Origin of the sequence: Pectobacterium wasabiae CFBP 3304 (assembly GCF_001742185.1) — a bacterium.
GTDB lineage: Bacteria > Pseudomonadota > Gammaproteobacteria > Enterobacterales > Enterobacteriaceae > Pectobacterium > Pectobacterium wasabiae.
On sequence record NZ_CP015750.1, the window covers coordinates 157099 to 172243 of the forward strand.

At 48.0% G+C, this 15145-nt stretch carries 11 protein-coding genes; 8 read left to right on the forward strand and 3 right to left on the reverse strand.

The features are described from left to right. Positions 1–974 precede the first annotated feature (974 nt). The 8 genes from A7983_RS24215 to treC all read left to right on the forward strand — a co-directional run bounded on the left by A7983_RS24215 (position 975) and on the right by treC (position 11398). Positions 975–2366: a glycosyltransferase gene (locus A7983_RS24215; RefSeq protein ID WP_005969817.1), complete on the forward strand. Its 1392-nt coding sequence runs from the start codon at positions 975–977 to the stop codon at positions 2364–2366. Beyond that, positions 2359–3636: a glycosyltransferase family 2 protein gene (locus A7983_RS24220; protein ID WP_005969819.1), complete on the forward strand. Its 1278-nt coding sequence runs from the start codon at positions 2359–2361 to the stop codon at positions 3634–3636. Before A7983_RS24215 ends, A7983_RS24220 begins: the two co-directional genes overlap by 8 nt. After that, complete coding sequence (locus tag A7983_RS00800; RefSeq protein WP_005969821.1) at positions 3636–5081, forward strand: radical SAM protein; 1446 nt, start codon at positions 3636–3638, stop codon at positions 5079–5081. The genes A7983_RS24220 and A7983_RS00800 overlap by 1 nt, the downstream gene beginning before the upstream one ends. A 5-nt stretch (positions 5082–5086) precedes the next feature. Beyond that, positions 5087–5893: a hypothetical protein gene (locus A7983_RS00805; RefSeq protein WP_005969823.1), complete on the forward strand. Its 807-nt coding sequence runs from the start codon at positions 5087–5089 to the stop codon at positions 5891–5893. A 105-nt stretch (positions 5894–5998) separates the two neighbouring features. After that, a complete protein-coding gene (locus A7983_RS00810) occupies positions 5999–7162 on the forward strand; it encodes an MFS transporter (protein WP_005969824.1) in 1164 nt (387 codons plus the stop codon). A gap of 88 nt (positions 7163–7250) precedes the next feature. Beyond that, on the forward strand, positions 7251–8048 hold the full coding sequence (locus A7983_RS00815) for a hypothetical protein (RefSeq protein ID WP_005969825.1): 798 nt from the start codon (positions 7251–7253) through the stop codon (positions 8046–8048). Positions 8049–8228: 180 nt separating this feature from the next. Next, the gene (treB, locus tag A7983_RS00820; RefSeq protein ID WP_005969826.1) at positions 8229–9647 is read left to right on the forward strand and encodes a PTS trehalose transporter subunit IIBC; all 1419 of its coding nucleotides are present in this window, start codon (positions 8229–8231) and stop codon (positions 9645–9647) included. A gap of 65 nt (positions 9648–9712) precedes the next feature. After that, positions 9713–11398 (forward strand): alpha,alpha-phosphotrehalase, encoded by a 1686-nt coding sequence (gene treC / locus A7983_RS00825; RefSeq protein ID WP_005969827.1) that lies wholly within the window; start codon positions 9713–9715, stop codon positions 11396–11398. A gap of 162 nt (positions 11399–11560) precedes the next feature. On the opposite strand, the gene elaB is transcribed toward treC, so the two are convergent. From elaB to nuoM, 3 genes are all read right to left on the reverse strand, one after another. After that, positions 11561–11872: a stress response protein ElaB gene (gene elaB, locus A7983_RS00830; protein ID WP_005969828.1), complete on the reverse strand. Its 312-nt coding sequence runs from the start codon at positions 11870–11872 to the stop codon at positions 11561–11563. Between the two features lie 223 nt (positions 11873–12095). Further along, positions 12096–13553, reverse strand: a complete 1458-nt coding sequence (nuoN, locus tag A7983_RS00835) for an NADH-quinone oxidoreductase subunit NuoN (RefSeq protein ID WP_005969829.1) — start codon at positions 13551–13553, stop codon at positions 12096–12098. A 6-nt stretch (positions 13554–13559) separates the two neighbouring features. Beyond that, entirely contained in the window at positions 13560–15095 is a 1536-nt protein-coding gene (gene nuoM / locus A7983_RS00840; RefSeq protein WP_005969830.1) for an NADH-quinone oxidoreductase subunit M, read from the reverse strand. Positions 15096–15145: the final 50 nt, after the last annotated feature.

Genomic DNA, 15145 nt, shown 5'->3' on the forward strand with positions numbered 1-15145 from the left:
GGTCCTTTTCGCACAACGGTACAGGCCATTTGCCCACTCGTTATATTTTTGTGACTAACATCACAAAAATGTTGAAATCCAATTTCATCTCCGCTACCATTAAAAACGTGATGAACATCACATTTAATTAACCCGTAAGAGGAGTCTGAAAATGACTATGTTTCGTAAAATCAGCAAATTCTTCAAAAGAGTGGGAGATGTTTATGTCAGCTATTGTGAACGTATTGGATCAATCATCAGCCCATTCTGATTGTGATGTAAACAATCTCTAAAGCCGCCTTCTATCAGGCGGCTTTTGTTTTTCCTTTTAGCCTCTCTTTTATCCTCTTCTCACTGTAACGCAAATTCAAATCTGCTCATTCTAGCAACATCATAACCGCTGGCTGACACATCAACCGATACCATCAAGTGTTACGGTTTTAATGTACAAAAAAACTAACGTTACATTCCGTTAACAAAAAGCAAAAAAATAATAAGCATCAAAAAATGCTATCAAAGTTGATTAATTAGGTTAAGAAATTGAGGGTAATTGATTTATTTACGTGACAATAGTCGCATAAATACAGATTACCCTCTAAAAAACTTTATCTCAGAATGAATTTATGCATAACTTAAAAACAAGTAACGCAACTGAACAATTAATAATTACAAGTAAATTTACTGATACAGTGCAAACTGAGCGCTTACAGAAAATACAGCCCACGGATTAGAGTGAGGCTATATAGTGACTACGCCTACGCACCTATTTACCGTAGCTGAATCTGATACCTAAAATATATCGAGGTGGCAGCAACCGGACACATTAATACACAACCCCACAACTTATCCCTTCTGCGATAGTTTTATCGCCCTGCCGCAGAAGTTTTATCGCCCTGTCCCAGAAGCGATAAGAGCAGCAAGCAAGATAGCCAGTGAATTTATTAAGTGACTGAAAAAATTATTTTAATCAACTTTTGATAAAAATGGACATACGGATGAATACAGACACCGGAGCTATATTTATATCATTCGATGCGGTTGCCGTATCAGGAATTACCGTTGAAGCACTTAAGATAGCTAAGCTTCTCTCTCAGAAAGGACTAAATGCTTACCTTGACCTAGGCTATGATATAAAAATAGACAAAGGGATGATGAATAAGCCATACAGTTGGGAAAAAGAAATTTATGAAAATAATGTGACTCTTGTTCGCCTGGATGATATTCAGAGTATTCCTAATTACACATCCAACTTTATAGAATACTCACACCGTGTTCTTATCAACCAGAAATCTACTGTTTCCTCAAAAGAAGAAAAAAGAATTTTATGCACTATCGATGAAATTTCTCAACGACTGGCTGAAAAAATCATTCAGCAGTGGGAAAACCTGAATATAGGTTATGTAATCGTCGAGAATGGCACCCTACCGGAAAATATCATTTATACCAAAGCACTATATCAAGCTATTGAAGATTACGGAAAGCGCCACCACCTGGGCATGTTTGCTATCTGGCGCGATCATGACCTCATGTGGAACAGTGAAAAAACCACAATGAAGTATGGTCGCCCACCTTACCCCTACGCAGTCAAGCCAGTTAAATCCCCCCATATCACCTATGTTACGCTCAATAACAATCTGAAAAAAAACCTTGAAATCTGGTGCGATAACGAGATAGAAGTCAACGTTAAAAGAAACACCTATGAGTTCAATGACCAGATAAATTATACAAACATAAGAGAGCACTTATCCATACGTGATGACGATATCCTTATCGTTCGGACAACCCGAATTATTCCGCAGAAACGTATAGATAGAGATTTTCATCTGGTACATGGTCTAAACCAGAGGTTCGCCGAGAACAATATAGATCGTAAAATTTATCTCGTTATTTCTGGAGAACCTAGCGAAAATCGAGATTATTATCAGGTGTTACTCAACTTATCTGAAGAATTAGCGATAAAGCCAGCCATTAAATTTATCGGTTTGCTGCAACACCGATGCCTTTCAACCCAAAAGCAAGCGTACACCATAGAGGATTTATACTACTCCTGCGATTTGGTTTCTTTTCTTACCTCTTGGGATTATGACAGCTATGGCAACCCGATTGGCGAGGCTATTAGCTGCCAGCGCTGTTACATCACTACCGACTACGAATATTATCAAGAGGTTTACGGGCAATACGGTTTTATTTCCCCCGTGCTCAACATATCAGAGCAGCAAGACAATCTACCCGATGATGCATTTATCGATGAGGTCTATAACCTCCTCATTAATAAATCGTTAATGACAGAGATAGCCAACCACAATTATGACATTGGAAAAAAAGTACTCACTAACAATGTCATTGACATTTTTGACTTAGATTTCTCCGGAGAAACATATGCGTAATGATATTTTTGTTTCCGTTGTACTCCCAGTTTACAACGAAAGTGATAGTATTGATCAGGCTCTTCTTTCACTACTCTATCAAAAAACACATAACAACCTGATTACGCCTGACACCTATGAGTTAATCATTGTCGACAACAATTCCACAGATGATTCCATTAATAAAATTAATGATTTTAAAGTGCACCACCCATATCTTGATATACATGTCATCAAAGAAACAATTCAGGGTGTTTCATCTGCTAGAAAACGAGGTATGGACTACGCCTCTCTACGCTCAAAAGCCAGAGATGCTCGTTTAGGCGTGAACAAGAAGCACTATATTGCTTCGGCTGACGCCGATTGCATCGTAGATCCTTACTGGTTGCATGCATTAATAGAAAAAATGGTGCAAGAAAATGGGGATTTAGGAACGTGTAATTACTATTACAACGAGGACGCTTTCCTCAATCGCCCGAATCTCTTACGAGAAATACAAAAAACATTACGCTGTCGTGATATGTCTTTCTCGCTATTTGGCGGCTTTCCTGACGGCAAAGGCTTTGCGGTCGAACGCACGCTCTATGACAACGTAGGCGGGATAGAGATTTTTTATCAGCTCGATAATAGGCGATTTGTGGAACACCTTTCCGATGACTGGGACTTTGGGATCCGCGTCATCGCTTGGGGTGGAAAGCCGGTTTACGCCAGAGATTCCAAAGTAGAAATTAACAGCCGCCGCGTGGATACCATTCTCGAGGATGTGATCACCGGTATTGCCTACGGACAGGATGGCATCATCGTCATGAAAGACGTGCGGCCAGAAACAAAAAAGCAAAAGGCTATGCTGAGAGATACCACGCCTCAACAATCACAACAGGCTTGGGACTACTCGATTAAAGATTATGTTCCTAAAAATATCGTACTGCCCGCGCTGCTAAACCCAACGATATTACTGGACAACCGCGCAGTACGTGAATTTTTTACCGAATCGGTAGCCGAGCGCCTCTACCAGAGGATTCATGAAATCAAGCATGACAGCCGTATTATCGATTTCAAACCCATTCATTCTTATAAAACACCCGCCTACCGACTTTACTTCGAATTCCGGGAAGAGATTTTCAGCGCCATGCGCCATGCTGTTGGCGAGGATATCGGCTTTCCACCACCACTCCCCGAGAGTTTTGACGTCATCGCTCCCGAAGACTTTGAACGATTTGTTTACTACTTCTGTGAAGATCGCGAATCCGGAGAGGCGCATAACTATTTCGCCAACGGAGGGGTGTTCTGATGAATCATGCCGCCTTAGCATCCTTAAACGAAATAGATCCGAACTATCCGATACCGCGCGTGTATGATTTTCTCTCTCGATCAGAGAATAGCGATTTTCTAGATTATGTGTTTAAAGATCCTTTTGGTTGTCACATTTTTCCCGGCGACATAACCGATCATCCTCTTGATACTTTTTTCCATAATATGGAAACTGAAATAAAGCAGGCTAAGCAGATCCATCTGTGGGCCTATATTCCCACTTGCCGTTACCGCTGCCATTTCTGCCAATTTCCTACCGTTTTGCTTAACCCAAAGGCAGCATCGGCAGAAGCAGTGTTCCGCGACATCGTTGATTACAATATTAAAGAAGCAACCATGTGGCTGCAGAATATCCCCAGCCTTGCACAGGCTGAAGTGGGTGAATTCAATATTTTCGGCGGTACCCCTTCGCTACTTCCTGCACCAGAACTGCGCCGCTTGATGGATTTTTACCAAAGCCATTTTAATTTTTCGGCAGCGTCGATGCGTTTCGAAGGTGAACCTGGCACGCTGACTAAAAATTATCTGCAGTTATTAAAAGAGCTTGGTTTTTCCAAAATCAGCTTCGGCGCACAATCGTTCAATGACCAAATTATCCATGCCTGTGGCCGTCAGCATTCCGCACAGGAGTGTGTGGAGACGCTCTACAACGCCAGAGACGTCGGCTTCGATTGGGTCAGTATGGATCTGATCTATGGCATGCTGGGGCAACACGTTGATGATGTGAAATACGACATGGAAAAAGCGCTGGAATTAGCACTTTCGCATGTCGTTTGTACCAAGCTACACATGGAAGAATTCATGAAAACGCGGACTGGCGTTTCGGGAGAACGCGAAAGTCTGTGGCAAAAGAAAGGGCTTATCGACATTAATAGCATGAGCTTCCCTGGGTTAGGGATGCAATATCAAATGCGCGAAGTGGTCGAAAAGTATCTCTCTCCCCGCTATCTCGAGCACCCCACCATGTACTTTCATCAGGTCAATCAGCCGCCAGAAAAATGGAAGGGATTAATCACCGATCTCACCCAACAGTACCCAGAAGTGGCGATAGGTCTTGGCGGCAGCTCGAAGTGTACCCGAGCAGAAGCGGTCAACATCACGGGATACAAAAAATATAAGGACGCGTTGGATCAGAACCGACTGCCCATTGAAGAAAGCCGAGGATTCACCCCACTGCAACGGGAAGTGAATGCTTTCAAGATGGCGCTCTCAACGCTCATTCCCGTCGATGACAACATCTTCAAACAGCGTTTTGCAGGACGTAGCTTTTTCGATAACGTCATTATCAATCGAACACTCAACATACTGGTTCAGAAGGAATTGGTCACCATTGATGCTGGTGTCATCACCCTGACGGCCAATGGCGTAACGCTGGTAGAAGCGATAATTAACACGCAGTTCGTTCACTCTCCGGAGAAGGAGTAAGCTTAATGATGCACTCTTCCCCCCCGCACGCTCCCGTTTTTAGTCTGTACTACATCGCGATCGATACTGAGGCTGGCGTATTACCGGAAAAATTTGAAGCATTTGTGCGCCAAAAAGGCGTACATATTCCCTGTTATCCCGGCTGGAACTGGACGCTGCTGCGCGGTTTGCGTGGCGAACGAACTGGGCAATATCTGATGCTGTTTGAAATCGACAGCGCTACGCAACGCGACCGCTATCTGTCCGCAGATGGCAACCAGACTGTGCTGGCACGTCAGTTCTGGCAAGAGAACGCAGATGCGTTGGATATCATTCGTGAATGGCGGAAATTCGGCACGTTTAGCGAACTGCCAACGTTATATACCGATTATCGCCTACTGGCAGAAAACAAAGACAGTACCGTGCCTTATGGACCACGTTATCAGGACGTATCTGGGCGCCCCCCTATCGCACGAGTTATTGGTATCCATAACCTTGCATTACGTCCCGATGTTCAAGCCGAGACGTTCGAAACCTTTATCGCGCAGAACCACCATCGCATTGTCGATTACCCCGATTGGAAATTCCGCCTGCTGAAAGGCGAGCGAGGGAACCGTCTGGATCAATATGTGGTGTTGATGGAGATAGCAAGTCTGGACGCGCTCAATACCTTCTACCCCGAGGCGGATATCGCAACCAAAGAAGCGGCCATGTTTGCTAAAGCACATCGGGATACTAAACAAATGTATGAAGAGTGGAAACAACTCGCTTCTTTCTCAGGTTCGCCACAGGTTTATACCGATTATCTGGCCATCGCGCAAAGCCTACGGTAGCGCGATGCATTGAACTTCACATTTCATTTTAAGGACGCTCACACAGCAACCGCTTAATAACGAGAAAAGGCAAATGGGGTTAAGCATGAGAAAAGGAACACCATTGTGAATACGGATTTATCCCGTCCCCATACAACATCAAATATCCGGGCGCAGCATTCAACCCGTGGGATCTTTTTTATGGCGGGTCTGGGGATGTCAGCATGGGCCCCGCTGATCCCTTTTGCCAAATCCCATCTCAATATTGATGACGGTACACTGGGGCTACTGTTATTTTGCATCGCCGCAGGGTCAATGGCGGTAATGCCATTGACCGGCCGCTTAATCGTAAAATTTGGCTGTAAGGCGTTAATTATCACCTCCGCAATCGTTTTTTGCATAGTGCTTCCCGTCATCGTATCCGCCACCACGCTCATGGGAATGGGAGCGGCGTTGTTCGTTTTTGGTGCGGTAAACGGCCTGCTTGATGTAACAATGAATGCACAAGCTGTCGTTGTTGAGCGAGAAAGCCAGCAGGCAAAAATGTCTGGCTTCCACGGTTTTTACAGCATTGGCAGCATCGCTGGCGCGGGGTGTATGAGCCTACTGTTATGGTTCGGTGCCACGCCAGAGCAGTCTATTTGGCTGATTATATTGTTTATTATTCTTATCATTGTCACAACATCGGCGCATTTGTTGGCGAAATTAACCCAGAGTGTGCCGTCATCCTATGGCACGCTACAAGCGCTTTCGCACCCCAAACTGCTAGTTATTGCGCTCATCTGTTTTTTCATCTTTTTAATCGAAGGAGCCATGCTCGACTGGTCTGCTGTTTTTCTACATACGGAACGCGGTATGGAAAAAAGCATGGCGGGTTTTGGTTATACATTTTATTCCATCGCCGTAGCTCTGGGCCGATTGTACGGCGATCGCCTCATCAATGTCGTTGGCAGGCTGCGCATACTGGCTCTGGGATGTCTATCCGCAGCCATCGGACTTGTGATCATTGTCTCCACGGATGTCACGTTTTTTTCTTTGGCTGGGTTTATGCTGGCAGGCATCGGCCTGTCCAACATTATTCCCCTCCTATTTACCTCTGCGGGAAATCAACCCAATGTGCCCACTCACGTGGCCATTCCAACCGTGACGTTTGTCGGGTATTCGGGATTATTAAGCGGGCCAGCGCTGATCGGGGGAATTTCTCACCACTTCAGCCTGACGGTAGCATTTAGTGCAGGGGTTGTGATCCTACTACTGATCGGCGTTTTTGCCCGCACGATTACACGTTGAGGTCCTACGGCTTTTTTCTTACCACTCGTTGATGACTCAAGAATTTTAATTTCTCACAACGTTATTTATTCATTACATGGAGCTATACATGCCTCAATTAGCCAATCCAGTTTTTAGCCTGTACTACACAGGCCTCAATTTGAAAAAAGGCATTACAGCCCAGCATTTCGAACATTTTGCCCGACAGCATGGCGTAAAGATCCCTGCGTATCCGAGGTGGCGCTGGTCGCTACTAAAAGGGCTGCGCGGGGAAAGAGAGAATCAGTACATGATGCTGTATGAAGCGCCTGATGCAGAGCAGTACGCACGTTATATCGATAGCCATGGCGAGAAGACCGATGAAGCGAATGCATTCTGGCAGCAACACCCCGAAGCGCTTATGCTGATTGACGAATGGAAAACATTCGCCACATACCCTGAGCCCCCAACTATCTTCTCGTACTTCTCACTGATCGCAGAAAATACTCATAGTTCATTACCCGAAGGGCCAAACTACCAGACCACATCTGGCCAGGAAAACGTTGCGCGCGTGGTAGGTATCCATAATCTGGCATTGCGATCAGGCGTAGCACCAGAAACCTTTGAAAAATTCATTAACGACAATATTCATCGCGTGGAGGACTACCCTGGTTGGAAATTCCATATGTTAAAAGGCCAGGGAGGTAACCGTCTCGATCAGTACGTCGTAATGTTGGAAATCGAAAGTCTGGCATCCCTCAATTCTTTTCATCCAGAACTCGATGTTTCGACAGAAAAAGCGCTGGCTTTTGTACGCGAACATGCCGACACAGAACGCATGTATGACGAATGGCGAACACTTGCCTCGTTCTCCGGCGCGCCACAAATCTACACCGACTATATTACGATTGCAGGCCACGGACTATGACTTAAACTAGTATCTGAACCTTCCGACTTTTTTGGAGGTATTCAGCCCCAGACTTTTAGACACGAGATCTTTTCCGATCATCCACTTCTCTCGGGAAATCAGTTGCAATCAAAAAATGTCGTTACTTGATCATTGCTGCTTGGTTAGGCTTCTTAAGCCTAAAGTAAAAAGGACATGGCTATGAGTAAAGTTAAGCAACAGGATATTGACCGTCTGATCGAGCTAGTCGGCGGGCGTGAGAACATTGCGGCGGTCACGCACTGCATCACTCGCCTGCGCTTCGTCTTGCACGATGCTTCTAAGGCGCATCCCAAAAACATTGAAGAAATGCGTATGGTGAAAGGCTGCTTCACGAATGCCGGACAATTTCAGGTCGTGATCGGCACTGACGTAGACGAGTATTATAAGGCGCTGCTTGCCACCACGGGCAAAGGCGAGATTAATAAGGAAGAAGCCAAAGTCGCCGCCCGCCAGAATATGAGTTGGTTTGAACGCAGTATTTCACATTTTGCCGAGATCTTTTTCCCACTGCTCCCTGCGCTCATCAGCGGAGGCTTGATCCTCGGGGCGCGTAACGTTATCGGCGACATCCCGATGCGCGACGGGCAAACGCTGGTACAACTCTACCCAACCTGGCAAACCGTCTATGATTTCCTCTGGTTATTGGGCGAAGCCATCTTCTTCTACCTCCCGGTTGCCGTTTGCTGGTCAACCGTGCGTAAAATAGGGGGTACGCCCATCCTCGGCATCGTACTGGGTATCACGCTGGTGTCGCCGCAGTTGATGAATGCCTACCTTATCGGCCAACAAACACCAGAAGTGTGGAATTTTGGCTGGTTCACAATTGAGAAGATAGGCTATCAGGCACAGGTTATCCCTTCCGTATTGGCTGGGATGGCGTTAGCACTGATCGAAACACGGCTGAAAAAAATCGTGCCGGATTACCTCTATCTGGTGGTTGTACCTGTAACATCGCTCATTCTGGCCGTTTTCCTGGCACATACATTGATTGGCCCGTTTGGTCGCATGATTGGCGATGGCGTCGCCTGGGCCGTTAAAGCGGTCATGACAGGCAGCTTCGCCCCCGTTGGGGCTGCGCTATTCGGATTTCTGTATGCGCCGTTGGTCATCACCGGCGTGCACCAAACCACGCTGGCGATTGATATGCAGATGATTCAGAGTATGGGAGGCACGCCCGTCTGGCCACTCATTGCGCTGTCCAACATTGCACAGGCTTCTGCCGTCGTCGGAGTCATTCTCGTCAGCCGGAAAGCAAACGAACGAGAGATTTCTGTCCCCGCGGCAATCTCAGCCTTTCTTGGCGTGACCGAACCGGCCATGTACGGGATTAACCTGAAATACCGCTTTCCAATGCTATGCGCCATGATCGGCTCCGCTGCCGCCGCACTTATTTGCGGCCTGTACGGCGTAACCGCAAATGGTATCGGCGTGGGAGGACTGCCGGGCATTCTCTCCATCAAGCCGCAGTTTTGGGGGATCTTCGCCATCGCTATGCTGGTTGCTGCCGTCATTCCAATTATGCTGACATCGCTGGTCTATAAGCGCAAAATCCGCAATGGCACGCTAGAATCCGTATAGCCGTCTCAATATCTATTCAGCCACGTCTGTTGAGCCGTGGCTATATCGCTACAGGAGGATTTTTCATGAGTACATCACTCCCCTGGTGGCAAAACGGCGTAATTTATCAAATCTACCCGAAGAGCTTTCAGGACAGTACCGGAAATGGCACTGGCGATATCGCCGGCATCACTTCTCGACTCGATTATCTGCAACAGTTGGGTGTCGATGCGATCTGGCTAACTCCGGTTTACCTCTCTCCTCAGGTTGATAACGGCTACGACGTCGCCGATTACTGTGCTATCGATCCCACCTACGGCACGATGGCCGATATGGAAATGTTGATCGCCGAAGCACACCGACGCCGTATCCATGTCGTTATGGATATGGTGTTCAATCATACTTCTACACAACACCACTGGTTCCAGAATGCGCAGGATCGCCGTAGCCCCTATCGACATTTTTATATCTGGCGTGATGGTAATGACGGCGCACAGCCCAATAACTGGCGTTCAAAATTTGGTGGCCCAGCCTGGCAGTGGCATGCGGAAAGCAAACAGTACTATCTACATCTGTTCGCCACCGAACAGGCTGACCTGAATTGGGAACACCCGCGCGTGCGGGATGAATTGAAACAGGTTTGTGAATTTTGGGCGGATAAAGGCGTGGACGGGCTGCGGCTGGATGTGATCAATCTGGTTTCCAAGCAGCAGGATTTACCATCAGACACACAGGGCGATGGACGCCGCTTCTATACTGATGGTCCCCTTATTCATGAGTACTTACAGGAGTTCAGTCAGGATGTTTTTCAGCCTCGCGGCCTGATGACCGTCGGCGAGATGTCATCGACCTCGTTAGATCACTGTCGCCGCTACGCGGCACTGGACGGCAATGAACTCTCCATGACGTTCAATTTCCACCACCTGAAAGTTGATTATCCGAATGGGGAAAAATGGACGCTGGCGGAACCTGATTTTATTCAGCTCAAGCAAATTTTTAATCACTGGCAGCAGGGTATGCACAATCACGCCTGGAATGCCTTGTTCTGGTGTAATCACGATCAGCCACGCATCGTATCGCGCTTTGGTGATGAAGGTGAATTTCGGGTGCAATCCGCCAAGATGTTGGCGATGGTGCTTCACGGTATGCAAGGCACACCCTATATCTATCAGGGCGAAGAACTGGGCATGACGAATCCCGGCTATACGCAAATTGAACAATATCGTGATATTGAAAGCCTGAATCAATTTGCCGAACAGCGCGATCGTGGTCAGACAGACGCACAAATCTTAGCGATCCTCGCCAGTAAATCACGCGATAACGGTCGCACGCCAATGCAATGGGATGACAGCAATCATGCTGGATTCACGACCGGCACACCGTGGCTAACACCATGCCAAAACTTCACCCACATCAACGTGGCGCAGGCGCTGGCGGATAAAGCGTCCGTCTTCTATACCTACCAACAGCTTATCGCTATGCGTAAAGCACTTCCTTTGCTGACGCACGGAGACTATCAGGATTTACTGCCTGACCATCCTACTATCTGGTGCTATCAGCGTGTCTGGGAAGGACAGCGACTTTTGGTTTTGGCAAACCTCAGCAAACAGCCTCAGCGCTGGCAGCCACCAACAGATACCCATGACCGCCGCTGGCGACTGTTATTCAGCAATTATTCTGATGCACAGCCCCAACCCGCCATTCTGGTACTACGCCCATTTGAAGCCATATATTGGGTACAAGGGATGCAGGAGAAAGAGGACAAGATCTAGAGGGATCGAGTATCAGGTGAGATGTAGCGGGTTATCCCGCTACATTGCTAACGATCCGACATGGACGATTACCGACATTACTCGCCATTGTTGAATCGAGCGACAGAGCGATGTTCTCAGAGAGATTCATTCTCAGAGACACTCCAACTCAGCGTGAAAAAATTAGCGCTTAGCTAACAGTAGCCCCAACACCAGACCAACGGTGGCACCGATGCCGATACCGTGCCAGGGTTTGTCATGCACGTACACATCAGCTTTGTCAGCCACCTGCTTTGCCCGGGCATAATAGCTGTCAGTCACGCCGATGCGGGCTTTAACTTCAAGTAGCGCCTTTTCCGCTCCCTTTTTCAAATCAAGATAGGCTTGGTCTGCCTGATCGCCCGTATAACGCAGCACCTCATCTAACGTCTCGGACAGAAGTTTTAAATCATCATCGACATGAATTTCTTCAGGCTGTTTTTTTGTCGCGACCATAAAGTGCTTCCTTCTGTTATGAAAAGTCATTAGCTATAAATTATTGTCTTCTTAACTATAGACAATTTTTCCTGACTTCTACGGCTTAAGCAGACCAGATCATTCCTAAAACGTACTTTGCTGACTCTCACCACCTCCCGAGTCGTCGTGATTTTGCTGACAAAAAAACGCCGTTGACTCTCATCAACGGCGCTTCATTATTCAACCTGACACTCGTCAGTGGTTACATCATTGGCTGCGCCAACTGCACCAGAGAGATAAGCGGTTGCGGGTACAAGCCAAAGAACAACACCGCGATGGAGGAGATCAGCACGACCACACCGCCAGCCGTTAAGGCCCAGTTATTTGGTGTATCACGCTGTAGCTGTTGAGGCGCATTCAGGAACAAGCTGACCATCACACGCAGGTAGTAGTACAAACCAATGGCGCTACCCAGCACAACAGCACCAGTCAACCACCACAGTTCAGCATTAACACCGACAGCCAACACGTAGAACTTACCGAAGAAGCCCAGTGTCATCGGGATACCCGCCAGAGACAGCATCATCACCGTCATCACCGCAGACAGAATCGGTTTATGCCAGAACAAACCACGGTAAGAGAACAGTGAATCGGCATCCGGGCCACGATACGGGCTGGACATCAGGCTAACCACACCGAACGCACCCAAGCTGCTGAACAGGTAACCCACCAGATAAACGCCAACGGTTTCCAGCGCCAACTGATGACTCTGAACCGCAATCAGGGCAACCAGCAAATAGCCCAGATGCGCAATGGAAGAGTAACCGAGCAGACGCTTGATGTTGGTTTGCGACACGGCCATCACGTTACCGAACAGGATCGACGCGAACGCGATGATACCCAGCACGATTCTGACGGATTCGCTGTCAGCCACCGGTGCGTACAGGAACAAACGCATTACCGCACCGAAAACCGCAATCTTACCGGCCGTCGCCAGAAACGTAGACACGGGTGCAGGTGCGCCCTGATACACATCAGGTGTCCACAGTTGGAACGGAACCAGCGATAGCTTGAAGCCCAGACCGACAATCATCATCCCCAAGCCAGCCAGCAGCAGCGGCTCATGGATTTGGTGATCGCTCAAGCTCTTACCGAGGCTGGCAAAGCTCATATCGCCCGATTCAGCATAAATCAGCGCCATCCCAAACAGCAGGAAGGAAGACGCTGCCGCCGACAGCAGCATGTATTTAATACTGGCTTCCAGCGAACGTTTCAGACGGAAGGCATAGCCGACCAGACCGAACAGAGGAAGTGAAAGCAGTTCAATACCGATGAACAACGAAGCCAGATGATTGGCGCTCGACAGCAGGATCCCACCTAACGCAGCGATCAAAACCAGCAGGTAGAACTCGTCACGGTTGTCTGGGTAGCCTTGCAGCCACGGGTAGGCAAACGTGCTGGTCGCCAGACTGGCAAGTAGAACCAGTCCGGTATAAAACATCGAGAAGCCATCAACACGCAGCAGCGGCGTCACGTCCGTTGGGCCAACCTGACCAACAAAGTACAGTGACAGCAACGCAATATTCAGGCCGATAACCGTCATCGTTGCGTTGACAAAATGGTTGCGTCGCCACGCAATGCACAGCATCACAACCACTACCGTCAATCCGACGATCAACAGCGGCGATAGCGCAATTAGTTGTTGAAGAGTTATTGTCATGGCGAATTACGGCCTTGTTGTTGAAATAATTGAATCTGGAGCAGACGACATAAACCACTGCTGGATATTTGACATCGCGGCACTGGAGGTATCCAGAATCGGTTGCGGGTAAACCCCTAACAACACCAGTAATACCACCAACAGCAGCACGATAGACAATTCGCGGATCGACATACCCTTCAATGGCTCATCAGATTTAGGCGTACCGTAATAAGCACGCTGGATCATGATCAGTGAGTAGACCGATGCAAATACCAGACCGAAGGTTGAGATCACCGTAATGACAGGCACAACCTGATAGCTGCCGAACAGAATCATGAATTCGCCAACAAAGTTGCCCGTTCCCGGCATACCCAAGGTTGCCACAGCAAAGAACAGAGACAGTGCAGGCAAGAACTTCAGACGCGACCACAGGCCACCCATTTCACGCATGTCACGGGTATGCAGACGCTCGTACAGTTGACCACACAGAATGAACAGACCCGCAGCGGACAACCCGTGCGCAATCATCTGAATCACCGCGCCCTGATAAGCCAGTTGATTACCGGAATAGATGGCAATCATCACGAAGCCCATGTGCGACACCGAGGTGTAAGCGATCAGACGCTTGATATCCGTCTGTTTGAACGCCAACCATGCGCCGTAGAAGATACCAATCACACCCAGCCACATGGCAATCGGTGCAAAAGCATGGGAGGCATTCGGGAACAGCGGCAGGCTAAAACGCAGCAGACCATAGGCCGCGGTTTTCAACAGGATACCGGCCAGGTCAACAGAACCTGCTGTCGGAGCCTGACTGTGTGCATCCGGCAACCAACCGTGCAACGGCACGACAGGCATTTTTACGGCAAAAGCGATAAAGAAGCCCAGCATCAGCAGATATTCAATGCCATATGACATCGGTGTCTTCAGCAGATCTTCGTAGTCGAATGTCCAAACGCCGGTAGCATTGTGATGCACAAAGACCAGCGACAGGATCGCGATCAACATGATCAAGCCGCTTGACTGGGTATAAATGAAGAACTTGGTCGCCGCCGTAATTCTGGTTTTACCGTCAGAGCCTTTATGCCCCCACAGTGCAATCAGGAAGTACATCGGCACCAACATCATTTCCCAGAAGAAGAAGAACAGGAACAGGTCAATGGCAAGGAACACACCAATAACGCCGCCCAGAATCCACAGCAGGTTCAGGTGGAAGAAACCCTGATAGCGCTGAATTTCATTCCAGGAACAGAGAATTGCCAACACACCCAGCAACCCCGTCAGCACGACCATCAGCAGTGACAAACCGTCCAGCGCGAGGTGAATACCGATGCCAAAGCGCGGTATCCACGACACAAAATATTCAGCCTGCCAGTCTGGAGCGCCTTTCGGTGCTACGAGTGAATAACCGCCTTGCAACCACAGTTGCAGAGACAGTGCGAGTGTCAGCCCCATTGCAATCAACGCTATCCAGCGCGGTACTTTCGTACCAAAACGCTCTAACTGCCAGCACAGCAGACCGCCGATAAAGGGGAGAAGAATTAGCCAAGGTAGTAGCATGGCGTTTTGTGTCCCTAAATTAAAGAAATCTGAAAACTTGCCGTGGCAGG

Excerpts from the sequence above, each read along its gene's own strand:
- A7983_RS24215 (WP_005969817.1), top strand. The coding sequence starts at position 975 with ATGAATACAGACACCGGAGCTATATTTATATCATTCGATGCGGTTGCC.
- A7983_RS24220 (WP_005969819.1), top strand. The coding sequence starts at position 2,359 with ATGCGTAATGATATTTTTGTTTCCGTTGTACTCCCAGTTTACAACGAA.
- A7983_RS00800 (WP_005969821.1), top strand. The coding sequence starts at position 3,636 with ATGAATCATGCCGCCTTAGCATCCTTAAACGAAATAGATCCGAACTAT.
- A7983_RS00805 (WP_005969823.1), top strand. The coding sequence starts at position 5,087 with ATGATGCACTCTTCCCCCCCGCACGCTCCCGTTTTTAGTCTGTACTAC.
- A7983_RS00815 (WP_005969825.1), top strand. The coding sequence starts at position 7,251 with ATGCCTCAATTAGCCAATCCAGTTTTTAGCCTGTACTACACAGGCCTC.
- treB (WP_005969826.1), top strand. The coding sequence starts at position 8,229 with ATGAGTAAAGTTAAGCAACAGGATATTGACCGTCTGATCGAGCTAGTC.
- treC (WP_005969827.1), top strand. The coding sequence starts at position 9,713 with ATGAGTACATCACTCCCCTGGTGGCAAAACGGCGTAATTTATCAAATC.
- elaB (WP_005969828.1), bottom strand. The coding sequence starts at position 11,872 with ATGGTCGCGACAAAAAAACAGCCTGAAGAAATTCATGTCGATGATGAT.
- nuoN (WP_005969829.1), bottom strand. The coding sequence starts at position 13,553 with ATGACAATAACTCTTCAACAACTAATTGCGCTATCGCCGCTGTTGATC.
- nuoM (WP_005969830.1), bottom strand. The coding sequence starts at position 15,095 with ATGCTACTACCTTGGCTAATTCTTCTCCCCTTTATCGGCGGTCTGCTG.